The following is a 26,230-nucleotide window of genomic DNA, read 5'->3' on the forward strand; positions in this document are numbered from 1 at the left end:
ATTATTTATTGAATATAATGGACGATGCCTGTTTCCGTGGCGAATAGGCTACGGGATGGGCATAACCTATTCTAAGCAGAATAGCTGGATGTCTGTTTTCAATTTGGAGACAATCTTTCATTTTATCTGCAATAACTTCTACTTCGCAGGGTTGGTTTAAGAATCCGGATGCAATTTTCATTTTGCATGTCTGGAGTAAAAAACGTTGAAGTGAACGCCCTAGCTTGATCCACTCTTCTGGTGTATTCTTTTCGCACGTAAACAGAACGAAATGAGATGAAGTCTGCATCCTTTTTTCGTCGGCTTTGTTTTGAGCAGATGCCTTGAGTTGAGACTTAATTATAATTTTACGTAGAAAAGGTGGAATTATTGAGACTCCTAATGTTTTATATGATAATCCGTTTTGGAATTGATTTATTTGACTATTAGAAAATCGAATCCAACTCAAGAGTTCGTCTTTATATCGATCGTCTGCCAATTGTATCTCATTGGCTTCTCTTACGAAAGATCGTATCAGGTTAAATTCTGTAGCGTTATACTTATAGATAAAATGCTTTACACCTTCATCCAGTTTCAGATTAGTTAACTTTGTTATTTCTTTATCCGGAATCTCCCGGTCAAAAAACACCGATCGGTTAGTTTGTCTTTTGTTAATTTGCGAAAATAAGGCACTAGGATTAGCTGTCCCCTTGGATAAATCAATTCGAACGTTTACTTGTTGATTTTCATTTAGAATAAATGTTAATGCTTCCCCATATCCTTTTTCGTTAGCTGCAAGGCATATGTTTTCAATAGCACATCCCAGACTTATATATAACTCTCGATTCAAGTTGTCGGCTATAGTAAGAGGATTACTAAAATCTGGATAAATTTCGAAGCCGTTGTCCTTAATAAAAATAATCCAGGGTTGAGTGTTGTGACTGGATGGTGCTTTAATTGCATAAGCAGACATCGTATACAAATCAGAAAGATGCTTTTCCATAAATTGGGATAATGTTAATAGGTTGTTACTAATTAGTGCAATAAATTAATAAATAGTCAATTTAATGTAAATAAACGGTCAAATATAATTATTAAATATTGAAACAATAAACGAAATGATTGTTAAAATAGTATGTAAGGATGTTTTTTTCTGATAAATAAATATAATACCTCTGCATATACTGACAAAGTAATAGTATTTGCAGAGGTATTGTAGATATCAGTCTTCTGAATTTATTTTTATTGACTCGGTTTTTCTTAATTTGGTTGCCCAATAAGCAAAACAAAGCAATAATGACGTTGTTGTTATAAATCCAATAGCATATCCGTAATTCAGAGGTAGACGGAATCCTTCGGGGGCAACGATCAGATAAGTAGTGGTAACCATTGTCATAAACAGCGCCGGAAGCAGGGTTATCCAATAATTCTTGTTCATTCTGACAAAATAGATTGTAATCATCCATAATGTAAAGGCTGCCAATGTTTGATTAGACCATGCGAAATAGCGCCAGATAACATCAAAATTGACTTGAAGAATGAAAAAACCGGCTATAAAAATGGGAGCCGAAAGGATAATGCGGTTGATTACCTTTTTTTGCTTATACTTCAGGAAATCGGCAACAATCAATCTTGCAGAACGAAATGCCGTATCTCCGGATGTAATGGGGGCGGCAATAACTCCAATAATCGCTAATAATCCGCCAAATTTACCGAGCCAGGAATGAGAAATCTTATCTACTACGACAGCAGCATTATTTCCGTTATCTGCTAAAAATTGTTGTAACCCACCTACATTTCCAAAGAAGCTCATGGCTGCAGCAGCCCATATAAGTGCGACAATTGCTTCTGCTATCATTGCTCCGTAAAAAACTCTTCTTCCTTGTTTCTCATTTTTGAGACAACGAGCCATCAAAGGCGACTGAGTTGCATGAAATCCGGAGATAGCACCGCAGGCTATAGAAATAAAAAGCATCGGGAAGATTGGAAATTTATCAGGATCGGCATTCATATTATGTAAATTGGATAAACTGGCTTCAGGGATTGGAGCACCCTGAATAAATATTGAAATACCAATACCTACCGCCATAAATAATAAAGCAAATCCAAAAAAAGGATAGATTCTTCCAATTAATTTGTCGATCGGAAGAATTGTAGCAAGTATATAGTATATGAAAATTGTAATAATCCAGAATGTATAATCTAATACTTCGGGAGTCATGTTTGCCAGTAACTTGGCCGGACCAGCAACGAAAACAACACCGACCAAAATCATAAGCATTAATGTGAATGCCCTCATTAATTGTTTGAATCCGTTTCCCATATACCTGCCGGCTATTTCTGGTAAACTCATACCATTGTTACGCAACGACATCATTCCGGATATATAATCGTGAGTGGCCCCTCCAAAAATACTTCCTAAAACAATCCATATAAAAGCAGATGGTCCATAAACAGCGCCTAAGACTGCTCCAAAAATAGGTCCGAGACCTGCAATATTAAGAAACTGAATCAAAAAAATTTTACTCCAACTCATGGGTACGTAATCAACCCCATCTTCACTTTCATAGGCTGGAGTCTTCCTGTTCCCGTCAGCTCCGAACTGTTTCTCCACAAAAGTACCATAAATAAAATAACCACCAATTAATAAGACGATTGAACAAATAAATGTAATCATACAATTCTGAGTTTTAATAGTTTTTAGATAAAGTGTTATATTTTTCCCGGCAAATTACGTGGTTTTTTTATAATTATGGCACTGTTGCTATCATTATTTTTTAATACGGACCTATTTTTATCAATACAATCAGCTTTCATTTTTTTCATTCATTCCGGTCTGCTCTGATCGATACTTGGACGGAGATGTACCGTATGCCTGTTTAAATACAGTACTAAAGTATTGCTGATTGGAGAAACCTGTTTTATCTGCAATTTCCATAATCGTTAAATCTGTATTGACTAATAAATGAGTAGCTTCCGTTAGCCTGATTTTGTTAATATAATCTTTTATGCCTATACCTACCAGTTCTTTCATTTTGTTGTATATCGAGGCACGGCTCATTGCCAGATTGTCTGCAATAAACTGAACGTCGAGGGTGGAATTACTTAGGTTTTTGTTTATCAAAGCATTTAAATTTATCATAAATTTTTCATCTGCATTGCTGTAAGTCGATTCTATAGGTGAAATCACAACAGATGTTTCCTTATGCCTGATTTTTGTAAGTTCTCTTCCTCTGATAATGTTTTTGGCTACCGCAACCAGTAAATCAATTTCAAAAGGTTTAGAAATATAGACATCCGCACCTAACTTATATCCCAAATCGGAACTTTCCTGACCGCTCAAAGCTGTAAGAAGAATAACCGGTATATGGCTTATTTCAATATCTTCTTTAATTTTTTTACATAATTCAAAACCATCCATTTGAGGCATCATAACATCCGACGCAATTATATCAGGATGTTTTTGTGCTATAATACTAAGGGCGCTAACTCCATTTTCTGCCACATAAACCTGATTAAAGTACTCCTTTAATGTTTGCTTCAGATAGTTTCTAAGGTCGGGTTCATCTTCAACAATTAAAATAGTATACTTATTTAATTCAAAGGAGTCTGTTATTACAGGAGCTTTATCTTCTGAACTGTTGAAAATAAACTCATTCATCATGCCCGTTTTATTGCTTATCACCTGAGTTTCTTTTAGAGATAGAGGTAACTCTATAAAGAAGGTAGCTCCTTTTGAGGGATTATTTTCTGCACCAATGAAGCCCCCATGCATTTTTACAAGAGCTTTAGCGTAAGAAAGGCCAATCCCACTACCGCTTCGATCGTGTACACCTTGATATAATCTGTTGAAGAGTTTATTGGGATCTACATTATTTAATCCAATTCCCTCATCAGAGATGCTGATCCGCACACTATTATCTTTCTTTTGTGTAGAAACAATCGTTTTAGTTCCGGATTCACTAAATTTCAATGCATTAATCAGCAGATTGGAAAGGACAATCTCTATCTTAACTTCATCAAACGAGATACATCCAACCGTTGGGTCCAAATCGTAAGACAACTCAATTCCAGAGGATTTATATTCCATCCGGAAATCATCGGCGATTGATACAATCCAATTGTTGAGATCGTGCTGTTTTAAAGAAAGCGAGTTCTGTCCTTCATCCATCTTATGTGCATCAAGAACCATGTTTATTGTATTTTTCATTTTATGCACTTGTTTGTAAATGGAGCTTAGCTGACTACTTACAGTTTCCTCAAGATTGCTTTTATCAAGCATTCGTTTTAAGGGGGCATAAATTAAGGTGAGTGGGGTTCTTAGTTCATGACTGATGTTAATTAAGAAACTTATTTTTTCTTCATAGATGAGTTGTTCTTGTTCTTTTAGTTTCCATTTTAATTTATTCTCTTTTCTGAGAATACTATAACGGAATAATACATAGGCTAAAGTAACGAAAAACAATAAGTAAAGAGCGGTAAACCATCCGCTTTTCCACCAGGGCCCTTTTACGTGTAAATTAAGTACCTCAACAGGAGCACTCCAATTACCATCGCGTCCTAAACAAGAAGCCATAATTCGATATTTACCACTAGGTAGTGTGTGTAATGTTAAAGAGTTGCTTTGTGAGGAGATCAATTCATGAGATTCACCAATAATTTCGTAACGAAATATCTTTTTTCTCATTGGATCTTTCTCTTGGGCGATCACATTAAGACTTAATGTTGAATAATTCCAAGGGATGGATAAAGTGTTCTCACCTTTTTCAATATTGCAAATAGCTCCGTCCAGTTCCACACTCATCAGACTGATAACAGGTTCCGGAAAATCATTGAAAGGAATTGTGTTTTTTATCTGAACCAGACCGTTTACTCCTCCGATAAATAAATCTCCCGAACGAGTAAGAAGGGTGGATTTATTTACATATTCATTGGCGTAAACGCCATCAGATTCTCAGAAAGCAACAAATTTGTTCTCGGAAGGGAGATAGGCAAATAATGAATTGTGTGTACCTACCCATATCATTCCGTTCGAATCGGAAGTTAGAGATGTTACACCGCTGAATAGCTGCGTCTGAATTTTCTTTATCTTCTTTGTGGTAGCGTTGATTTGAAATAATCCGTTGTCGGATGTGCCAATCCAGAAATAATTTTCATCATCTTTACAAAATGCTTCGATGTTTCTTATAGAATCCGGAAGCGTTATGAGTGTCCGAATCGTTTTTCGTCTGTTATCAATTTCAACAATCGAATTTCCTGCAATGAGATGTGTTTGTGTTTCATTAAAATGAAATTTCTGAGGATACCAAATTGCAACTTCTTGGTTTACTGAAGGAAGTATTTCTACTTTTTTGCTTTTGTAATTATAGAAGTAGGGAGTGTCGGCTAACAATAGAAGGTTTTCTTTGTCCAATAATGCAATATTGACGGAATATCCACTATTGAAGATCCGGTTGCTTTCTGTTGCATTCCATATTTCCAATTTACGAAAACTGCCATTACGTTTATCGAACAGAAATAACCCTTTACTGAAAACAGAGCAAACCAACTCGTTGCTGCTGTATTGCGAAAGTGAAATAATTTTATTACCATACGTGGAGGGGTAATGTTTAAAAGTCTTGTTCGTGGAATCAAACCTGTTAATTCCACCTCCATCTGTTCCGATCCAGATAATTCCGGATGGATCTTCAAAAAGGCTGGTTACCGTTTTGTCCGACAAACCATAAGGTGTATTCATCGGAGCTTCCTTGTAAGTTTTGATGTATATCTCTTTAATTCCGATTAACCCGTTTCGAATACTTCCGGCCCACATATAATCTTCATCATCATTGTAAAGACTGACAATGGAATTGACTGGAATTGAATAAGGATCGCCTGGTCTGTGCTCAATAACACGGAAAGAAAAGTTGTTTAAATCAAGTACAGATAATCCTCCTCCGTCTGTAGCTATCCATAGTTGATTGTTTTTTTCAACCATGCGAAGAACAACATTATTACTTAAGCCCGAATTACTGGTTGAAAACTGATGAATGAGTTTCCCTTCTTTCGAATAACATTTTAGTCCTTGACCATAAGGAGCCACCCATATCCTATCAGAGGAATCAATATAAGAACTGGAAATATTACTTTCATTTATAGATGATATTTTTTTTAGTGTTTGATCCTGCAGATCGAACATCCACATGCCTTTCCATTTACACGTAATAATAACCTTACCCGTGTATTCTGATTCTCCAGATCGCCAAAGTGCCAGATTATTTATCATCTCGTTTTTTATGGGATTATCTGTAGCTTCCAACATCGATAGTTTCTCAGACTTATAATCAAAGCTGAAAAGACGACCGGATTCTCCAAAAAGAATACGATCGTGCATTGTAACAAAACTTTGAGGATTAATACGCTGCTTTTCGAATGTAACAGTTGTAAAGTCATCAGTCTCCCTGTTGTAGGTTGCCAACCCTCTGTCGGTTCCAATCCAGATGTTCTTAAGAGAATCTTCCGCTATAAAGTAGATATAATTCCCCGGGAGCGACCGGTTGTTGTTTATTTCGTTGTAATAGGATTTTACCTCCGACTGGTTATATCTGTTTAATCCGAATTTAGTCCCAATCCAGATCATTCCTTTATTGTCTTTCAACATGCAATAAACGGTTGACTGTGACAATCCCTCTTGCAATGAAATTTGTTTGAAATAATATTCTGGAATTGCATTGCCAGATACAGTAAAAAAAATAAATAAGGCAACGAAACAGATGAAACGTTTATAATACATACTAGTTGTCATATACATGAATTATATAAATGTAAAAGTACAGTTTTATTTTGGAAAATTAAAAAACCACACTTCATTCATTCTATTATAAACAAAAATGTAATAAGAATAGACAAAAACACACTTTTTGAAGAACTAGGAGTGCTATCTTTGCCAATATTAAAACAATACGCTGAAAAACAGACCGTAACAAGTTTTACGGTAAAAGATATACGTTACCAAAGCTAGATTTATAATACATAAGAAAAACACAACAAGAGGATGTTCGCTCTCTTCTGTTTGGTAATGTCTTCGGATTTTAACCAAACAGAAGGAGTGGATATCTGGATTCTACACCAGACACATTTCAACATTAAATATGAATTCATGAAAAAGACTATTGCTGCCTTAGGCTTTATGCTGCTTTGTTCCGGATTATCTGCCCAATCAGAAAACGGGCTACCCGAATGGCAAAGTCAGCATGCCATCGGACTCAACAAACTAGCGCCTCACACATACGTGTGGCCTTATGAAACAAGAGAATCAGTAATTCGGCGTGATCACACCTCCTCTCCTTTTTATCAAAGTCTGGATGGGAAATGGAAATTCCATTGGGTTAAAAACCCTGATAACCGACCGAAAGATTTTTACAAACCATCTTATTATGTAGGTAACTGGGCTGATATAAAAGTACCCGGAAACTGGGAACGTCAGGGATATGGAACGGCAATTTATGTAAATGAGACGTATGAGTTCGGTAAACCGACACCTCCGGTAGTACCTCATGCCGAAAACGAGGTAGGATCGTATAGACGGACTTTTACCATTCCTGCAACATGGAAAGATCGTAGGGTCGTTTTATGTCTTGAAGGAGTAAATTCTTTTTATTATGTCTGGATCAATGGTAAATTGATGGGATATAATCAAGGGTCTAAAACTGCCGCCGAATGGGATATTACTAAGGAATTGAAAGATGGAGAGAATATCATTGCACTTGAAGTATACAGATGGAGTGCAGGATCTTATCTTGAATGCCAGGATTTCTGGCGTATATCAGGAATAGAGCGTTCTGTTTATTTGTATAGCACCCCGAAGCAGTATGTTTCCGACTATAAAGTGATCTCTACTTTGGATACTGTTGATTATAAAACCTGTCAGTTTGATTTGACTGTAAATGTTGCCAAAGCTGCCACTTCATCATCTGTAAAATACGAATTGTTGGATGCTGGAATGAATATGATACTTTCCGAAACAAAGAAAATATCTAAAGAGCAGGGAAATCAAGCCATCGTTTTCAGTAAGAAAAATATACCCGGAGTGAAACCCTGGAGTGCAGAATCGCCAACACTTTATTCGCTTATCATCTCGTTACTGGATGAAAAGGGAGAAGTTGTCCAATACACCGGATGTCAGGTTGGATTTAAAACTTCAGAAATCAAGAACGGACGATTCTGTATCAACGGAGTACCGGTTTTGGTAAAAGGAACAAATCGTCATGAGCATTCTCAGGCAGGACGAACTGTTACTAAGGAGCTGATGTTACAAGATATCAAGCTGATGAAACAAAACAATATCAATACAGTTCGTAATTCTCATTATCCTACAGACCCGTTATGGTACGAACTGTGTAATCAATATGGCCTTTATGTAATAGATGAGGCAAATATCGAATCCCACGGAATGGGATATGGTGCTGCATCGCTGGCGAAAGACTCAACCTGGCTGGATGCACACATGGACAGAACAAAGCGCATGTACGAGCGGTCGAAAAATCATCCAAGCATTGTAATCTGGTCACTGGGTAACGAGGCCGGAAACGGAATTAATTTTGAAAGGACATACGATTGGTTGAAATCGGTCGAGAAACACAGATTGGTTCAGTATGAGCGTGCCGAACAAAATTATAATACTGACATTTACTGTAGGATGTATCGTAGTGTTGACGAAATCAAGGCCTACCTTACCCAGACCAATCCAAAGCCCTATCGTCCGTTTATTCTTTGTGAATACGTGCATGCAATGGGAAATAGCGTAGGAGGTTTAAAAGAATATTGGGATGTTTTTGAAAACGAACCCATGGCCCAGGGAGGATGTGTCTGGGATTGGGTGGACCAGTCCTTCAGGGAAGTAGATGCCAACGGTAAATGGTTCTGGAGCTATGGTGGAGATTACGGACCAAAGGATGTACCTAGTTTTGGGAATTTTTGCGGAAACGGACTTGTAAATGCAATCCGCGAGCCTCATCCACATCTGATGGAGGTGAAAAAAATCTATCAATATATCAAAACAACGTTGGTAGCCAAAGAAAATCTTACTGTGAAGATTAAGAACTGGAATGATTTTACCGATCTAAGTGCATATACATTACATTGGGATATTACCAGCGACCAGGGCGTAGTATTAAAGAACGGAACTATGTCTTTAGCTTGTGCACCTCACGATACAACATTAATAACTATCGGGAAAGTGATATTGCCCAATTCCGTAAGTGAAGCATTTTTAAACCTTCGTTGGACGCCTGTAAAAGAAACTGAGTTTTTGTCGACCGACTACGAGGTTGCGTACGATCAATTTGTTCTGGAAGGAACAAAGGGAATGAATAATGCAAAAAATAGAATTGCAGGTAAAAAATTAAATGTGAATGGATATACGATAACCAATGATCTGGTTTCTGCAACTATCTCGGATAAAACAGGCGAATTAACCTCTTTTGTTTTTAAAGGAGAGGAAATGCTTACCTCGCCAATCAGACTAGACCTGTTCCGTGCACCAACAGATAATGATAACCGCGACCGGTTCGGAAGCAAACATTGGTATGCCGCAGGCTTAGATAGCCTGACACAACAAGTAAAAGATATTAAGGTAACAGGAACCGGTAATAACCGGGTGGTAGAAACAACCGTTGATTTAATTAATTCTAAGAATGTTAAGACCGGTACATCTTCCTTTATATATACAATCAAGAAAGATGGAACATTGCACATTGGCGCTACCTATACACCGGATACTTCGGTCGTAAAATCTCTGGCTAGAGTAGGAATTACATTTGCAATGCCTGATCGATTCTATCAGGTATCTTATCTTGGGCGCGGAGAACATGAGACCTATGCCGGCCGAAAACAATCGGGGCGTATCGGAGTTTATGAAACAACCGTACCTGCCATGTATCATGCCTATATAACACCTCAGGCAACCGGAAACAGAACAGATACCCGTTGGGTGAATTTGTCGGACGAACAGGGTAGGGGACTTTATATAAACAGCATAAAGCCTTTCGAATTCAGTGCTTTACCATATAACGATCGTGTAATTGATAATGCTACACATTTGAATTATTTAGTTGAAGATGGTACAGTAACCGTTCACCTCGATGCAGTTCAGTCGGGTGTTGGAACAGCTACATGCGGACCTGGTGTACAGGAATCTTATCGTGTTCCATTAAAGACTCATACTTTCGAATTCACTTTACAACCCAGATGAGATAAATACTTATTTCGGTGGTAGATATTATAAAATGAGGATGAAACCTGAAAAGTTTCATCCTCATTTTTTTGATTATGCATCTCTTAATTGGGGAAGTATAGCCCTTTGATTTACCCATATGAAATAAACTTTATCAAGTTGTGATATTCTTTAAAAGAGTATCCTTAATAGATGATATCCCCTATGTGGATAAGGTGTTATAATCTGGGTTCTGCTTTAATTAATTTTTTGTTATTAATTTCAATCTTTCTTTGCCTTTTTATGAAGGATTATAAATATGTATATACACTGTTCTATTTGTTTGGTAGTAACTTCCTGTTTGTTGAATCTTGTTTCGTTTTATCCGATCTGAAGTGTGTACATATCCCTTGGTAAGAAGCCCTGTAATTAGGTGTGTTTAGAGGCTGTTTGTATGGGTCGGAATTGGTAAAAGCAATAGACTGGGACCTAAGTCCTGCACGTTCCTTGTCTTGACTGTGATAGGGTAGGAATTGGTTTAAGCAACAGGCTGGGATATAGATATCTATACAATACAATAGATGAATAGATAGAATCCGCTTAAATAGCAAAGGACTTAGTCGACTATCCGGATGGATAGTAACTAAGTCCTTTTTATTAGTCAGCTAATTTTAATCAGCTATCAGTAATCAATATTTATTCAGCAGCCGGACCAGATGTAATTGGCCAATAAGGATTCTGATAAATTGTAGATTGAGAAGCGTCATCCTGATTTGGAGAAGCCAATTGAAGCTCTCTTACACCGATCGGATACAAATAGTTTGCTTTGCTCCAGTTATAACCGTTGTAAACTTCATTATTAGCTTTCACTTTCTGATACGGACGAAGATATTTGCTAAGGCTCTTATTACTTACGTTGGCTTTAGCACTACCATCAGAAATTAGAAGATTTTTGATTTCTCCGGTTGGTACACCGTTAACTTTTACCTCTTCGTAATAATTCTTAGCTTTATATGCTTCATCCCACAAGTTGAAACCTTCAACTACATAGTCTTTAACCATATCCATCGATCTCCAACGTTTCAGGTCGTCCATACGCATTCCTTCACCCATGAATTCATTTCTGCGTTCACGACGAATGTTGAACAAAGTAGCATCAACCAGTTTTTCGCCGGAATATTTGCCTAAGTCATTTTCCAAAGCTAAATTGGTTGCATTGATTGTTTTATTGAAATCAGTATCTACACCTGCTCTTTCGCGGATTGCTCTCCAATAGTTAGCTGCAGTTGCATTTATTGATTTGTTTTTCATGTAAGAAGCTTCTATATAGTTCAAGTAAGCTTCAACACCACGATAAACAATAGATCCATAGGTACACATCAACTCAGAACCCGGAGCCTGCGTAGGATCATATGAGAAACATTTACGCATGCGATAACCAGTTACATCACGCACTTCTTCAAGACCGATAATGTTGGGAGCTCCAAAGAATGTTGTATCGTTGGTTGTTGACAAACGATCTTCTTCTCCCGCAAGGAACAATTGTAAACGATCGTCACGGCCTGTTTTAGTCTTCATAATTGATTCATCTCCTGAATAACCAGAACCTGTCGCGTAGATCGGTAAACCGTTTTTCATTACGAATCCATCAACAAAACCTTTGGTCAAGCCATAGTTACCACCGTTACGAATATAAACACTTACACCGTGAGTAGTGTAATCTGCATTATAAGACTTCCAGAAGATAACCTCATCGAATTTCGACATATCTACAGCCGAAAACATTTCAAAATATGGATTCCAGTTTGCAAATGAAGTTCCGGCTGGGTTTAAGTTTCCAGAATTGGGTGTAAGATCAATCTGATCAGCAACCAGTTTAGAAGACTCCATGGCTTGTGTAAGGAAATAATCAATTTCCGCATCCAGATTGATTGAAAATCCTTTGTTGTAATCCATGTTTGCACCCGGCCATCCTGCTTCACCCGGAACACGAGGAGTACCTCTGTGGTAAGTCAGAAAACTTGCTTCATACAAAGCAACACGGCTTTTAAGTAACAATGCTGCATTCTTAGTCAATCTGTTTTTATTCTTAAAGCTTTCCTGCATCAAATCAATTGCCTTATCCAGGTCTTCGATAATGAAACGGGCAACTTCGTTACGAGGACGACGTTTGCTTGCCTCCATCAATACATTGTGCTGATCAACCAATGTAGATGTAACAATTGGGAAGTCGCCAAACATTTTTAGCTTGTTAAAGTATTCCAATGCACGAAGGAAATACATCTCGCCAATATAATGTTTGATATTCTTCTCAGAACCTTGAATTGATTTTGCTTCGTATTTTGGCAAAACCTGTTCAAAGAAATAGTTGAATGCGCGAATTCTTGAGAAGTCCCAGTTCCCGCCAGCATTTTCAGGAACTTTCCAGTTTCCTTTTACATATAGATTGTAATTTGCATTACTGGTAGCCTGATTGTCTGTTCCATTGTCCAGACTCAATGTTCCTACACCCCATCCGCTGTGAACCGGAAAGCTATAATAGGATACTGTATAGGTTGCCAAATCTGCCTCTGCATTAAAGTATTGTGTAGGTGTTACCTGGTCTAATGGCTCTCTGTCAAGGAAATCGTTACAGGAGCTCAATAACAAACCACCCATTGCAATACATGAAAGTGCTATGTTTTTGCTTATTTTAAGTTTCATAAGATCGTAAATAAATTAGAAATTAACATTCAAACCAACAGAAATCGTTTTGCTTAATGGATACAGTTTACCATCACCCCATGCACCTCCGATTGTTTCGGGGTCAAAGATTTTAGACATACTGCTGATAGTTGCAAGGTTGTCGCCCGAAACATATACACGAACAGATTGCATACCTGCCTTGCTCGTTATGCTTTTAGGAAGGGTATAACCCAACTGAATATTCTTCATACGCAGGTAGGATGCATCTTGCAAGTAACGAGACTGTGTTTGCATATTTTTACCTGAAGTAAACAATGGACGTGGATAGTAGGCATTCAGATTAGCACCCAGAGGGTTGTCTTCTCCACGGAAGAAGTCCCAATGTTCTGTAAATCCTGCCGATTGCCACATACCACCAGTTGCTCCCCAGAAGTAAGCGCCACTTACCCAGTAGTCTCTTTTACCGATACCCTGGAAGAATACGCTGAAGTCGAACCCTTTGTAGGCAGCATCCAATGTGATACCATAGTTGTAACGAGGCGTATTGTTACCGATAATCTTCATATCACCATGGTCTTCTAACGTATTAGCTCCGTTGCTGATTTCGCCATCACCATTCAGGTCGGCATACATAACATCGCCAGCTCCCCACTGATTACCCAGACGGCTCTGATTTACCTTAGCCAAGTGTGCATCCATCTCTTCCTGTGATTTTGCAATACCAAGCGTTGTATAACCCCAGATGTCGCCATTCATTCTTCCGTTGTACCAAGTACCTAAGCTGTAGCTTTTGTTTGGATAACGGGTTACTTTCTGTTGAGCGTCAGATACCACGGCTTTCACTCCGTAAGAAAAATCTCCGATGCGGTCTCTCCAGGATAATTCAAGTTCGAAACCATACGATTCCATATCTGAATTGTTGATTTTAGGAACTCCTGTACCTAATACCGAAGATAATTCGGGAGCAGGACCTACCATGTCTTTTGTAGAACGCTTAAAGTAGTCGAATGTACCAGTCAGACGGTTGTTAAATGCACCCCAGTCCAAACCTATGTTCCACGATTCGATTGTTTCCCATGTCATCAATGAGCTAACAATACCTGGAGCATAGGCTGTATTTGTCTTTTCACCGTCAATCAGCCACAAACCATTGTTTGTTCCAACGCTCATGGTTTGATAGAAAGGATACCAAAGCTTAGTATTCATATTTCCAAGCTGACCCCATGAGCCTCTTAATTTCAAAGTGCTGACCTTATCTGTATAATCTGCAAAGAAATCTTCACGAGCAATGTTCCAACCCAATGAGAAGGATGGGAATACACCCCAACGCTCGTCACCCACGAAGCGAGATGTTCCGTCGTAGCGTACGTTTGCTTCAACTAAATAACGCTCTTTGTAGTTGTAGTTTAAACGACCGAAGAAACCGGCAGTAGACCAATGTGCGTAACCTCCACCAACAGATGGATTGGTTGTTGTTGTGTTTACTGTTGGCACGCTTGGAGTGATAAGTCCATCACCCTGAGCACTCAAGCTTCTTGTTTTCATTACTTCTGCATTGAAACCTCCCATCACTTTAATAAAGTGACCATTATCAAATTGCTTGAAATAATCAGAGTAAATATTAGTTGTCATAAAGTTTTCTTTATAACCATACTCATTTACAGTAGTTGAACCCACTGCACGTCCGTCCCATGAAAATGCATATTGATCTCCATTTACGTCGTGTGCATATACTGGAAGTACTTCCCAATGCTGGAAATTTGTAATTGTATTTAGGTTTCCTTCAGCGTAGATTTTCCAATCTTTAATCGGTTCAATAACCAATTGCAATTGTTGGTAAGAATAGTCCTTTTGGTTCTTCTGAATACCACCATCTTCCATCTGAATAACTTCATTTCCTTCCATATAGTATCCATTAGGATCATATACTGGATTAACCGGCCAACGACGGGCAATGTTGTGGAAGAACAGGCCAGTCATATAGGAAGGACGTTTGTAATCTTCACGAATCCACTTTGAGCTGTAGTTCAGTTTTACGTATTCTGAAAGAGTCGCATTAATCTTCCCGTTCAAAGTGTAGCGGTTGAACTTATCTTTACCGTGGGCAATTAGACCGTTCTGATCCAAAAAGTTACCACTAACAAGGTAAGTAATTTTATCGCTACCACCACTCACGCTTAGATTGTGTTCGTGCGAAGGAACCCAATCCTTATACATTTCCTTGAACCAGTCTGTATCAGCATTAGCACCGGTATAGTTGTTCCAGCGATTGTTTGTTGTGTTTATTGTAGCACCATCCGTAATTTCTCCCTTTTGGTAAGCTAAAATACGCTGCATCTGTGTTTCGCTGAATACAGCTCCCTGACCCGAGTTCTTAGCTGCTTCGTTGAAATACTGGGCGAATTTGTATGAATCCAACATCTCAGGAATTGCCAACGCATCTGTAAAGCGAACGTTACCCGAATAGTTTACATTGGTTCTTCCTGATTTACCGGACTTAGTAGTAATCAAAATTACCCCGAAAGCTCCTCTGGCACCATAGATTGAAGCCGAAGCAGCATCTTTAAGAACCGAAATACTTTCGATATCCTGCGGGTTGATGGCATTCATGTTTCCTTCTACACCATCGATCAATACTAATGGAGAAGAATTTGAACCGGAGCCAATCGTACCTGCTCCACGAATGTTTACATTTAAACTGTTATCCAGGGCACCGCCTGATGTGTTTACAGAAAAGTTCAAACCGGGAACAACCCCTTGCAAAGCTTGAGATACGTTCTGAACCGGACGCGATTCGATCACTTCAGATCCAACCATGCTAACAGCACCGGTTACGTTCACTTTCTTTTGTGAACCGAAACCTACAACAACAACTTCGTCAAGTGTTTTAGAATCAACTTTTAGTACAACATCCAGTGTTGATTGTGTTGTAATAACGGTTTCGAAATCCTGATAACCGATGTAAGAAATCTTTATGGTACTTCCTACAGGTACATTCAGTGAAAATTTACCATCAATATCGGTAATTGTACCGGTTGTAGTACCTTTTACCGAAACGTTGGCTCCAATAATGGTTTCTCCGCTGGCGTCTTTAACAATACCGGAAACCGTACGCGAATTTTGTTGCGTAACAGTAACACCGGCTTTTAATTCTGACCCGTTTTCTGCGAAAACAGAGGTCGACGAAAGTAATGCCAGGAACGCCAGACCTAATGGCCAATTTCCTAATTTGAAGGCATACTCTCTCTTCTTTGTGTTTGATTTTAAATTCATAAAATTAGTTTACTAACAAATATTGATTTTAATTATTAATAAAAATGTTTCTTGTTTATTGATTGAAGGTGGGGTGATTTATTTCTCTTGTTTAAATAATAATTGTGTTGCACATGGATTAATTTAATATATTTCATAACACTTCGTGTGTTAACTATATTTTACACATTGCAAAGGAAGGTTTAAAAGCCAGATTTAAGATTTGATTTCGTCTAATTGTTTTACAGAATTGTCTAAAAACATTGAAATAAGTACGTTGATGATACATGGATTATTTGATAAATAACTAGAATTACTCTATTCGTTATTTTTAACAAATACCTCTCTAGTGTATAAAAAATGTATTTTATATACAAAATAGAATAAAGAAAGGCCTCCAGTCGGAGGCCTTTCTTTACAAATAAACGTCTTAAAATGTAGGAAGCTAATCTGTGTGTTGGTGTGTAATGGTTGTCTATTTTTCCGTTTCGTCTACAATAGTTGCAGTGGGAGCATTTTTCATTACAGATTCAATACCGTTTTTACATGATGCTTCGGAAGCATAAAGCTGACTTGTTCCGATTACTTGTCCGTTGGATGCTTTCAAATTAAAGTGGAATTTACCATTCTTTGCCTCTTTAATTTCGTACATCTTGATTTCGGGCGAATTTTTTTGAACTGATTCAATCCCGTTTTTACATGATACTTTTGTTTTATAGCCTTCACTTGAAAGGATGATCTCGCCATTTGATGCTTTCAGGTTAAATTGAAACTCATCGTTTGTTCGTTTTGAAATAATAAATTTCCCCATAATTGTATTTTTTTTAGGTGTGATTAGTATTTCTTCTTGATTATTAAACAATTAGAAGTAGATGTAGGTTTAAGGATCAATATTAAAATCTTACCTTATAAGACTACTTTGTCATATACGATGAAAAACAATTCATAATCCTATCTATTATTCCATACATAACGAGCATCTATTCAGTAGGCAGCTGGATACTGTTAGTTCAACATATGGATAACTTGCGTTTGACAATTGGATACTTTACGTTTGACAGCTGCATACTGAATAGATCTCCGTTAGGAAAAGATTATATCCCTTATATAAAGGCAGATGTAACTCTAATAAGAGTGAAGTTTTCTTATATAGTTTTTATTTATTTACTAATGTAAAATAATTACCCAACAATAGTGTTTCTACCACTTATCACCAAATTCTATACATATAAACGCTTTTTTCATTCTTAATTCTAAAATAAAGATAATATTTGTCGGTTAATAAAAAAAGAAATACTATTTTTGAACTTTCAAGAGCGTTTCTTGTTATTGGACGTTAATTGCTGATTAAGTCTGCTTATATGAAATTTACACGATATTTCCTTATTTGTATCTCTATATTCCTTTGGATATCTTGTGGTTCGGACAAAGACGTTAAGGATATTCTATCAAAATCGGATGCTCTGCTTCAGAGTAATCCGGACAGCGCATTTACATTACTTGAGTCGGTGGAAGAGTTGGATGTTTTATCGGACGAAACATTTGCAGCTTGGTGTTTAGCAAATGCCAATGTACGAGATATATTATTTAAAGAACCACTTTCTACGGAATATATGCTTCGTGCATTTAATTATTTTAAAAACAAGGGGCGGATAAATGAACAAGCCCGAATCGGGATGTTTTTAGGACACGCTTACAATGCGAGTCAACAACGAGATAAAGCCATGAATATTTATCTGGTTGCCCTTGATTTAGCAGACCGTTCACAAGATTACAACCTAGCAGGATATATTAATACTTACTTGGCAGATCTATATAAAGCTGAAGAAAAATATTCACAAGCAAAAGATAAATATAAAGAGGCATCTGTTTATTTTGAAAAAGCAAATAACTTAAGAAGTAGGGTTATTGCTGTAACGAATATTGGATTAATGAGCTTTTTATTAAATGAAGATGCCGAATCAGTGTTGAATCAATATACTTTTTCTGATTCATTGGCTATGGAATTAAAGGATTCGGTTGTATCATGTATGGTGAATAATAGAATTGCATTATTTTATAGGGTACAGGGAAAATATGATTTAGCTGAAACATACTTATTAAAATCTATTGAATTTTCAAAAATAGATATTATCCCAAACTATATAACCCTAAGTAATATATATGGACTTCAAGGTAAAATAGACAAATCTAGAGAATTATTGCATGAAATCTTAAAATCAGAAGATAATCCTGAAGCCAAAGGTGGAATTATTTATCAGCAATACTTGCTTGAAAAAGAAGCAAAAAATTGGAGCAAAGCATTGGAATACTACGAGGAATCCATGGCTTATGTAGATTCTATTCGAAGTGCACAGTCAAAAACCGATTTGTTGGAAATAGAGAAGAAATATACTACTGAAAAGATTCGTAACGAAAATAACTTGTTAAGATTGAAAAGTCAGCGTTATTTCTTGTCACTGGTTCTCATTATAGCTATCACGCTTTTGCTAGTTGTTGTTTTCCAGCTGATTATGCGTCGTAAAGATAAGAAAATACGACTACAGGAGCAGGTGCTGCATCAAAAGGATATGTTCCTGGTAAAGCAACAGCTTGAGTTACGGCAGATGGAAACCGAATTAAGTAAGAAGGAATACGAGCTGCTTAACAGAAGAAAGGTGATGCAGGAGCATCACACCCTGCTTGAAAAACAAAACTCAGCCTTGGAACTTCGTGAGCATGAGATAGAAAAACAGGAAGAAGAGCTCCGTTTGCAGGAAAAAGAGGTAGAGGCGTTAAAGAACGATGTGAACTCGCTAAAACTCAAAGTGCTTCAAAATACGGCGATTTCCAAAAAGATTATCAAATGCGCCCAGAAGGTAACGGTGGGGACGGACGACGGAAAGTCATTGCTCTCGGAAGCCGACTGGACCTCTTTGTTGAATGAGGTGAATGCAGTCTACAAATCATTTACTACTTCTCTTCAACAGGCTGTGCCCGAGCTGACCTTCGAGGATATCCGCTTTTGCTGTTTATTACTTGTTGGATTAGAAACAAAGGAACTTTCTGTGGTCTTATCTATTAACCCATCTTCCATCCGTCAGCGTAAAATGCGTATCCGTGCTAAGGCCGGGTTGACCAATGCGCAAACTACTTTAGAAGAATTTTTATGTAATCTGTAGCCAAAAAAAGAGCTCTTTTTTGAGTCTTTTTACCCCTTGTAGACACTTTTGTTTTTTTGAGCCATGTATTCTATTGAATATCATGGCTTTATGTTTTTGTCTTGTAGACACTCTTTTTGCTATTTTATTAGGTTTCAGCCCCTGTCCAGACTAATTTTGTAATGGATGAATCTGCGGTGGGTTCGTCTGAACATAAAATATTAACGTATAAAATTTAGATGTAAAATGAAACAAGTGAAATTTTTATTACTGTTTATGGCAATGATGCTGTCGGTTTCAGCTTTTGCTGAAAATGGAATTTTAGCTTTAACAAGAGCTAACTTACAAAATCTAAGAGCAGGAGATGATCAACCAGTTGTAATGACTGTTAGCTATGCAAATGGAATAATGAAAGTATCGTACGATCAGTCATTGGTTGGTTCGGTATTTACAATCTCAACAATGGATGGACAAACTTTATATAACGGGTATCCACAAGTATCCAATGGTTCATTTGTTCTTCCTGCCACATTAAATTCATCAGATATGTATTTATTGATGATTGAAAACAGCGAAGGAATGTTGTACACAGTATTCACTTTAGCAGACTTATAAAAAAAAGGCACTAACCCGTTACTAAATAGTGTTCACTGGAGAGCTGTCCTCCGGAAATCCTTTCCGGAGGCAGTTTACTTAAAAAACGATCTTACTATACTAAAACAAACAAGGTATGGATATTAATGATGTATTAAAACATAAGGCAATTATAAATGAGTTTTATATCGACAGACGCGCCGCAGGTGTAGTTGATTCTTTTTTGATGAAACTAACGGTTGATGGTGTTGTTTATAGTGTACATTTTAATGATGTATATAAAGTGGATATGAAGATGAACTTTGGTATTGTTGCCGGAGATGTGGTTAATTACGTTGTTAAAGGATGTATTCAGGAAAAAGATAAAGATTTTTTTGATGTTTGGAATCCGGTGTTGGGACAAAGAATCATTTCCGACCTGATTTCCTACGAAATTCACTTGCTTCCTGCTGGAAGCACGATTCATATAATCGCTAAGAAAAACGCCATAGAGACCCGTGCGTGGTCGTAAATAAAAAATGACTAAAAGAAACTAATATGAAATTCTTCAATTATTTGTTTTGCAAACTATACAGCCTGAGTGGTTCTGTTGCCCAGAATCTAAGAATTCCGGTATTTCCTTCCATTGTTGGGATATCGTTCTATCAGGTATTAAATATATTTACTATTTGCCTATGTATTTTAATGGCATTTGATTCTTTAGACGAAATTAATATATATGTAAACTTAGGCGGAATGTTTCTGACAGGTGCCATTCTTATTTTTAATACATTATATTATGGTAGACATGAACGTTATCGTTCTATATTGAAAGAAATTGAGAAGATGCCCCAAACCGCAAGGTGGATGAGTAATTTTTTCTGTATTGTTTATCTTGTTACATCATTATCGGCAGCTTTTTTTGCCGTTAGAGGTTGCACCGTTTTATTTGCATCATACTAATATTTTATGTTAGCTTCTTCAAAAGCACCAGATACCCCGGGGTACTGGTGCTTTTTGTTGTTTAAATGATTGTTTAGCTTGTTATTATCAACATTTCACATATCGGCGTGTTTTATATTTACACGGTTGTAACATAGGAGACTATTTGCATATATACTATTACCTACTTTTGTTAAATAAATCAATAAAACCTTTTATTATGAGTGAGCTGATAAATAATTCCGAAAAAAGAAAAGAGTTGCTTAAGCATATGATTCTACAATTGCATCAGGGGGAAGCTCCAGGTGAGGTAAGAAACAGACTGGTAGACTTGTTACGATCTATTCCCTATAATGAAGTGGTTGAAGTAGAGCAGGAACTTATTATGGAAGGACTTCCAGAAGAAGAGGTGCTTCGTTTTTGCGATATACATACGGCGGTATTGGATGGCAGTATTGATGTTTCTGCTGCAAAATCATACCCTCCGGGGCATCCGGTCGATACTTTCAAAAAAGAAAATATGGAATTGAGAAAGTGTACAGAGAAGCTACATGCTATTCTGTCTGATTTTTCTCAGTGGAAAACGGAAGATATTCCCACTTACTTCTTAAAGATAAAGGGCTTGTTTAACAGTCTGTCTGATGTCGACAAACATTATAAACGTAAAGAATATTTGCTGTTCCCGTTTCTTGAAAAATACGGTATAACAGGTCCTCCAACCGTTATGTGGGGTAAACACGACGAAACAAGGTTGTTACTGAAGTCGGCTCACGAGGTGTTGCAAACCGGCGATTCTATTACTTTATCAGAGGTACAAACAGTTGCCGATCTTGTATTAAGACCTGCCATAGATGCTATCGAAGGTATGATAATGAAGGAAGAGGAGATTTTGTTACCGATGTGTCTGGATAAACTGACCGACGAAAACTGGTATCAGATTTATACTGAAACTCCCGAATTCGGATTTTGTTTATATGACCCACAGGACGAATGGACGCCAACACTTACTGAAAGTATGTTGAAAGCAGAACAAGATTCAACCGGGTCTAAAAGTGCAAATTATATACAAGGAGAGGCGATACGACTGTCTTCCGGAAGTTACTCCCTCAAAGAACTGGAGGCATTGTTTGTAACATTGCCTGTCGATATTACGTTTGTAGACAAAGATGATAAAGTTAAATTTTTCTCCCATAGTCCGAACCGGGTATTCGAGCGTAACAGAGCAATTCTTGGCAGGGATGTGCGTTTATGTCACCCTCCCGGAAGCGTACATATTGTCGAGCAGATTATTAGCGATTTTAAATCTGGCAAAGAAAACAAAGCTGCATTTTGGATTTCATCCTTTAAAGGCCGTTTTGTATATATTGAATATACTGCATTAAGAGGTAAAGATAATGAGTACCTAGGCGTTATAGAAGTTACTCAGGATATTACACAGTTAAGAGCACTAGAGGGTGATCAGCGGCTGTTATCCTACGAAAAGAGATAATATATGGAAGATCGCCTGCCTATAACCCTTCAAATGAAGGTTGCCGAACTATTGAATGATTATCCTGAAATTGAGGATACACTGCTTTCTTTATCACCGGCGTTTGCAAAATTAAGAAATCCAGTACTAAGGAAAACAGTAGCCCGTGTTACAACGTTACAGCAAGCGGCTAAAGTAGGGGGACTCAATGCCGGCTACCTGATTCAAGAGCTTAGAAGGGCAGCCGGAATTTCGGACACTGAGGCTGTAACTGATAAAGAAGAGGGCGACTTTGGAGATTGCCCGGAGTGTTTTGAGGGACTTCCGATTTCAGTAATTTTTGATGCGAGACCTCTTATCGATTCCGGAGATACTCCCATGCCCAAAATCCTTAAAGCGATGGATGACCTAAAGTCTGGTGAGGTATTTGAATTGCTTACCCCATTTTATCCGGCACCGATTATAGATACATTGAGAAAAAAAGGATATAGTTCGTGGAGTAAAAAGGTGACCCCGGATATAGTAAATACCTATTTTATGCGGAAATAGCCCAGAAGGAAAATCAGATATGAATCATCCCGTATCTGATTTTTTTATTTAATAATAGAATCAAAATGTTCTTTTTTAATTGAAATTAATGTTTACTTTGCATGAATTAGATCATGTAAAAAACCTAATTTAATGAAAAGAAGAAACTTTATCAGACTATCGGCTCTGGCAGGACTGTTGGCAGGAGCAAAAGGAGTTAATGCGTTACCTGTTTCCGGTAATAAACTTAAAAAAGAGATTTACGAATGGCGTATTTATAACATGACGGGTGATGCTTCGATTCAGGATACCTATCTTGAAAAGGCTTTGATACCTGCATTAAATAAATACAAGGTTAAAGTTGGAGCTTTTAAATTATTTAAGGAGGAGTCGGCTGTAAAACGATTCTATCTGTTCGTATACCCATCCATCGAAACTTACCATCAGGTACAGAAAAAGATATGGGAGGATAAGACTTATCTGGCTGCTTCCAAAACTTATTTTGATCAAACAGCTTCTGCTCCGGTATATTCTCATTTCGATACTTATCTATGTGAAGCTTTCGACCGGCTACCGGTTATGTTACCAGCAGAAAAGAATAGCTTGCTATACGAGCTACGTATCTATAAAAGTCCGAATGAAGATGCCAACAGACGTAAAGTCCGTATGTTTAATGTAGAGGAAATAGATCTTTTCCATAAAAAAGGAATCCAGTCAGTTTGCTATGGAGATATCTTATCCGGTCCCGAAATGCCGGCTTTGATGTATCTTACATGGAATAAGAATCAGGAATCCAGGGATGCAGCATGGAAAGCATTCGGATCTAGTGAGGAGTGGAATAAGATGAAGGTTAAGCCAGAATATGCGTATACTGCAACCAAGGTGGAGAGTATTTATCTTGCTCCGCTTGCATACTCGCAAATATAAGAAACAATTCGGTTATTAAAATTTAAAAAACTATCTTTGCCCTCATAACTTAGGTTGGCTGTATATATAAGGTATAACAGCCAACTTTAATCGATTTAATTTGCCAAATGAAAAATTCTATTGTTCGTACTAAGACAGGAGTCTCTTATCTATATCCATTTATTGTTATCACCTCGTTGTTTTTTTTGTGGGGATTTGCACATAGTATTCTAGACGTTTTAAATAAACATTTTCAGGAAGTTCTTGTGATATCTAAAGCCCGTTCTGCTTTGGTACAGGCCGTAGTCTATGGTGGTTACTTCCTGATGGCACTCCCGGCAGGAATATTTATGAAACGGTTTGGGTATCGGTGGGGAGTAATACTAGGATTAGTACTCTATGGAATCGGCGCTCTCATGTTTTACCCGGGTAGTTTTTTGATGTCATTTAATTTTTTCCTGTTTTCCCTGTTTATAATCGGATGTGGATTAACTTGTCTGGAAACAGCGGCTAATCCATATGTCACTATTCTGGGTGAGCCCGAAACGAGTGCCAGCAGGCTTAATCTCTCTCAATCCTTTAATGGATTAGGTTGGATTGTGGGGCCATTTGTAGGGGGACTTGTTATTTTCCCGGAAGATGGTTCTGCTGGAGATATTGCGTTGCCTTATCTGGTTATAGGAGTAGTCGTTTTAGTGCTTGCAATATTGTTTATGAAATTGCCTTTGCCTGTAATAAGTACATCTGTCACTTCATCAAAAGACAATGATGGGAAAGCTTCGTTGTGGCATTATCCTCATTTTGTATGGGGTGTCGTCGCATTGTTCTTTTATGTGGCAGCTCAGACCGGAATCAATAGCTTCTTTATCAATTATGTGACGGAAGAGGTTCCTGATATAACGAATCGTGATGCGGCTTTATTACTCTCCCTGGGAGGGATGGGATTGTTTATGACCGGCCGGATTATTGGCAGCTGGTTGATGCGTCGTATGCAGGCAGCAAAGCTTCTTGCATCCTGTGCTTTAGGTGCTATCATTACTATGGTGCTTGTAATGATGCAGCTGCAGTGGATTTCTGTAGGTGCACTGTTTGCTTGTTACCTTTTTGAATCGATTATGTTCCCCACCATATTTGCTTTGGCTATACGGAGCTTGGGTAAGCACACGGAAAAGGCCTCTTCCTTCCTTATTATGTCCATAGTTGGTGGAGCTATTGCTCCCGTTGGCATGGGAATTTTAGGAGAAAACGAGATGGCGAATGGTTTCTTGATTCCCTTGATTTGCTTTGTGGTAGTAGCTTTGTATGCATTTCGAGGCTACCGAAAGATTTGATTTTCGTATACTGAAGCTGACTAACAATTCTTGTTCTATATTGTTATTTTAGTAGAGGATACCACTTCGAATCTGCCGGTATCTATTAATACAATTTAGGAAAGTATGAGACAGCGAATGGTTCGTTATGTTTCGTCGTTAGTAAGATGGCTCTCTACAATGAAGTATCTGAACCGATGGATTGTATTGGTACTCGATTTGTCTCTATCTCTCCTTTCGGCAGTTGTATCTTACTTGCTTGTTTTGGCATTTCTTCAAATTCAATTTAATAGGGGAGAGCTTTATCGTTTTGTTTGTTTTGCTTTAGGAGCAGGTCTGCTTATTCAACTTGTCTTTAAACTATACCGTGGTATAATCCGTCACGCTTCAATTCAGGAAGCCAGCAGATTGCTTGCTGCATTATTTTGTAAAGAACTGATATTGTTGATTGCTATCCTGCTTTATTCGGGATTTTCTTCACAGTGGCTTGCTATCGTATTGCTGGATTTGCTAATCTCTTTCTTCTTGGTAATCAGCGTAAGGGCCTTGTTGGTTAGTATCTATTTTACTCTTGTTGGAGGTAATTTAAATGGAAATCGCCTTTTATTTATATACGGCACTGATAATCATAGCATAGCATTAATAAATTGGGTTAGAAGCGGTGCATTACACCCCTATGTAGCTGTGGGTTTACTGTCTACAGATATGTCACAAAGCGGATTGCGAATAGGTGGACTTCCCGTTTTTGCTATTAGTACACCTGATTCATTTCGGAAACTTCTCACTCATGTGAGGTTGCAAACGGTGATGTTTCCGGATTATGCCACAGTGCAGCACGAACGTAATCGATTTGTTGAAGTATGCCTTCAATCCAATATTGAACTGCTTGTAGCTCCTCCGGTAGAATTACTTGATAATCCGGAGAAGGCTCGCGAGCATATGAGGGAAATTAAAATAGAAGATTTGCTCGGACGAGAACAAATATCCATCAATATGGATGAAATTTCATCAGTACTTAAGGAGGAGGTGATACTTGTTACTGGAGCCGCCGGTTCTATTGGAAGCGAGATATGCAGGTTGCTGGCAAGTATCCGAGTGAAGCAACTTATTTTATTTGATAATGCAGAGACCCCCATGCATGATTTAAGACTCGAGATACAAGATAGGTACCCCATGCAAAGTTTTGTACCTATCATAGGAGATGTACGTATTAAGTCAAGATTGGAGTTCGTTTTCACTAAATATGTTCCAACGG

Annotated in this window: 17 protein-coding genes; 10 read left to right on the forward strand and 7 right to left on the reverse strand. The window is 37.7% G+C overall.

Going from position 1 to position 26,230, the window contains the following annotated elements:
- Position 1 precedes the first annotated feature (1 nt).
- The 4 genes from AB7E53_RS03760 to AB7E53_RS03775 form a co-directional block, all read right to left on the reverse strand.
- Positions 2-982 carry an Acg family FMN-binding oxidoreductase gene (locus AB7E53_RS03760; RefSeq protein ID WP_446774255.1) on the reverse strand — a complete coding sequence of 327 codons (981 nt, stop codon included), beginning with the start codon at positions 980-982 and terminating at the stop codon, positions 2-4.
- Positions 983-1,201: 219 nt separating this feature from the next.
- Positions 1,202-2,656, reverse strand: a complete 1,455-nt coding sequence (locus AB7E53_RS03765) for a carbon starvation protein A (RefSeq protein ID WP_371689004.1) — start codon at positions 2,654-2,656, stop codon at positions 1,202-1,204.
- A 129-nt stretch (positions 2,657-2,785) separates the two neighbouring features.
- Positions 2,786-4,783 carry a hybrid sensor histidine kinase/response regulator transcription factor gene (locus tag AB7E53_RS03770; RefSeq protein WP_446774257.1) on the reverse strand — a complete coding sequence of 666 codons (1,998 nt, stop codon included), beginning with the start codon at positions 4,781-4,783 and terminating at the stop codon, positions 2,786-2,788.
- Between the two features lie 150 nt (positions 4,784-4,933).
- Positions 4,934-6,769 (reverse strand): ligand-binding sensor domain-containing protein, encoded by a 1,836-nt coding sequence (locus AB7E53_RS03775; protein ID WP_446774260.1) that lies wholly within the window; start codon positions 6,767-6,769, stop codon positions 4,934-4,936.
- A gap of 348 nt (positions 6,770-7,117) precedes the next feature.
- Between AB7E53_RS03775 and AB7E53_RS03780 the strand changes: the two genes are divergently transcribed.
- A complete protein-coding gene (locus tag AB7E53_RS03780) occupies positions 7,118-10,210 on the forward strand; it encodes a glycoside hydrolase family 2 TIM barrel-domain containing protein (RefSeq protein WP_446774261.1) in 3,093 nt (1,030 codons plus the stop codon).
- A 657-nt stretch (positions 10,211-10,867) separates the two neighbouring features.
- Here the strand turns inward: AB7E53_RS03780 and AB7E53_RS03785 are convergent.
- The 3 genes from AB7E53_RS03785 to AB7E53_RS03795 all read right to left on the reverse strand — a co-directional run bounded on the left by AB7E53_RS03785 (position 10,868) and on the right by AB7E53_RS03795 (position 16,919).
- Positions 10,868-12,874 carry a RagB/SusD family nutrient uptake outer membrane protein gene (locus tag AB7E53_RS03785; protein ID WP_350456775.1) on the reverse strand — a complete coding sequence of 669 codons (2,007 nt, stop codon included), beginning with the start codon at positions 12,872-12,874 and terminating at the stop codon, positions 10,868-10,870.
- Positions 12,875-12,889: 15 nt separating this feature from the next.
- Entirely contained in the window at positions 12,890-16,129 is a 3,240-nt protein-coding gene (locus AB7E53_RS03790; RefSeq protein WP_421467969.1) for a SusC/RagA family TonB-linked outer membrane protein, read from the reverse strand.
- Positions 16,130-16,583: 454 nt separating this feature from the next.
- A complete protein-coding gene (locus AB7E53_RS03795; protein ID WP_446774263.1) occupies positions 16,584-16,919 on the reverse strand; it encodes a YegP family protein in 336 nt (111 codons plus the stop codon).
- A gap of 697 nt (positions 16,920-17,616) precedes the next feature.
- Between AB7E53_RS03795 and AB7E53_RS03800 the strand changes: the two genes are divergently transcribed.
- The 9 genes from AB7E53_RS03800 to AB7E53_RS03840 all read left to right on the forward strand — a co-directional run.
- Positions 17,617-19,269 (forward strand): tetratricopeptide repeat protein, encoded by a 1,653-nt coding sequence (locus AB7E53_RS03800; RefSeq protein WP_446774265.1) that lies wholly within the window; start codon positions 17,617-17,619, stop codon positions 19,267-19,269.
- A 225-nt stretch (positions 19,270-19,494) separates the two neighbouring features.
- Positions 19,495-19,863, forward strand: a complete 369-nt coding sequence (locus AB7E53_RS03805) for a hypothetical protein (RefSeq protein WP_079684485.1) — start codon at positions 19,495-19,497, stop codon at positions 19,861-19,863.
- A gap of 115 nt (positions 19,864-19,978) precedes the next feature.
- Entirely contained in the window at positions 19,979-20,353 is a 375-nt protein-coding gene (locus tag AB7E53_RS03810; protein ID WP_068179539.1) for a hypothetical protein, read from the forward strand.
- A gap of 26 nt (positions 20,354-20,379) precedes the next feature.
- The gene (locus tag AB7E53_RS03815) at positions 20,380-20,784 is read left to right on the forward strand and encodes a hypothetical protein (protein WP_079684486.1); all 405 of its coding nucleotides are present in this window, start codon (positions 20,380-20,382) and stop codon (positions 20,782-20,784) included.
- A 199-nt stretch (positions 20,785-20,983) separates the two neighbouring features.
- On the forward strand, positions 20,984-22,252 hold the full coding sequence (locus AB7E53_RS03820; RefSeq protein WP_446774267.1) for a DUF438 domain-containing protein: 1,269 nt from the start codon (positions 20,984-20,986) through the stop codon (positions 22,250-22,252).
- 3 nt (positions 22,253-22,255) lie between these two features.
- Positions 22,256-22,780: a DUF1858 domain-containing protein gene (locus AB7E53_RS03825; RefSeq protein ID WP_446774269.1), complete on the forward strand. Its 525-nt coding sequence runs from the start codon at positions 22,256-22,258 to the stop codon at positions 22,778-22,780.
- Positions 22,781-22,912: 132 nt separating this feature from the next.
- Positions 22,913-23,686, forward strand: coding sequence for an NIPSNAP family protein (locus tag AB7E53_RS03830; RefSeq protein ID WP_446774271.1), 774 nt, complete (start codon positions 22,913-22,915; stop codon positions 23,684-23,686).
- 107 nt (positions 23,687-23,793) lie between these two features.
- Positions 23,794-24,996 carry a sugar MFS transporter gene (locus AB7E53_RS03835; RefSeq protein ID WP_139376672.1) on the forward strand — a complete coding sequence of 401 codons (1,203 nt, stop codon included), beginning with the start codon at positions 23,794-23,796 and terminating at the stop codon, positions 24,994-24,996.
- Between the two features lie 105 nt (positions 24,997-25,101).
- Positions 25,102-26,230 (forward strand): polysaccharide biosynthesis protein (locus tag AB7E53_RS03840; RefSeq protein ID WP_446774273.1); only part of this gene is annotated, 1,129 nt, incomplete at its 3' end.

This window comes from Macellibacteroides sp., from assembly GCF_050251695.1.
Taxonomy (GTDB): Bacteria; Bacteroidota; Bacteroidia; order Bacteroidales; family Tannerellaceae; genus Macellibacteroides; species Macellibacteroides fermentans.

What these genes read in the sequence shown, in the direction of transcription:
- AB7E53_RS03760 (WP_446774255.1), bottom strand. Translation starts at nt 982, where the DNA reads ATGGAAAAGCATCTTTCTGATTTGTATACGATGTCTGCTTATGCAATT.
- AB7E53_RS03820 (WP_446774267.1), top strand. Translation starts at nt 20,984, where the DNA reads ATGAGTGAGCTGATAAATAATTCCGAAAAAAGAAAAGAGTTGCTTAAG.
- AB7E53_RS03775 (WP_446774260.1), bottom strand. Translation starts at nt 6,769, where the DNA reads ATGTATATGACAACTAGTATGTATTATAAACGTTTCATCTGTTTCGTT.
- AB7E53_RS03785 (WP_350456775.1), bottom strand. Translation starts at nt 12,874, where the DNA reads ATGAAACTTAAAATAAGCAAAAACATAGCACTTTCATGTATTGCAATG.
- AB7E53_RS03805 (WP_079684485.1), top strand. Translation starts at nt 19,495, where the DNA reads ATGAAACAAGTGAAATTTTTATTACTGTTTATGGCAATGATGCTGTCG.
- AB7E53_RS03825 (WP_446774269.1), top strand. Translation starts at nt 22,256, where the DNA reads ATGGAAGATCGCCTGCCTATAACCCTTCAAATGAAGGTTGCCGAACTA.
- AB7E53_RS03790 (WP_421467969.1), bottom strand. Translation starts at nt 16,129, where the DNA reads ATGAATTTAAAATCAAACACAAAGAAGAGAGAGTATGCCTTCAAATTA.
- AB7E53_RS03770 (WP_446774257.1), bottom strand. Translation starts at nt 4,783, where the DNA reads ATGAGTGTGGAACTGGACGGAGCTATTTGCAATATTGAAAAAGGTGAG.
- AB7E53_RS03765 (WP_371689004.1), bottom strand. Translation starts at nt 2,656, where the DNA reads ATGATTACATTTATTTGTTCAATCGTCTTATTAATTGGTGGTTATTTT.
- AB7E53_RS03810 (WP_068179539.1), top strand. Translation starts at nt 19,979, where the DNA reads ATGGATATTAATGATGTATTAAAACATAAGGCAATTATAAATGAGTTT.
- AB7E53_RS03815 (WP_079684486.1), top strand. Translation starts at nt 20,380, where the DNA reads ATGAAATTCTTCAATTATTTGTTTTGCAAACTATACAGCCTGAGTGGT.
- AB7E53_RS03835 (WP_139376672.1), top strand. Translation starts at nt 23,794, where the DNA reads ATGAAAAATTCTATTGTTCGTACTAAGACAGGAGTCTCTTATCTATAT.
- AB7E53_RS03780 (WP_446774261.1), top strand. Translation starts at nt 7,118, where the DNA reads ATGAAAAAGACTATTGCTGCCTTAGGCTTTATGCTGCTTTGTTCCGGA.
- AB7E53_RS03830 (WP_446774271.1), top strand. Translation starts at nt 22,913, where the DNA reads ATGAAAAGAAGAAACTTTATCAGACTATCGGCTCTGGCAGGACTGTTG.
- AB7E53_RS03795 (WP_446774263.1), bottom strand. Translation starts at nt 16,919, where the DNA reads ATGGGGAAATTTATTATTTCAAAACGAACAAACGATGAGTTTCAATTT.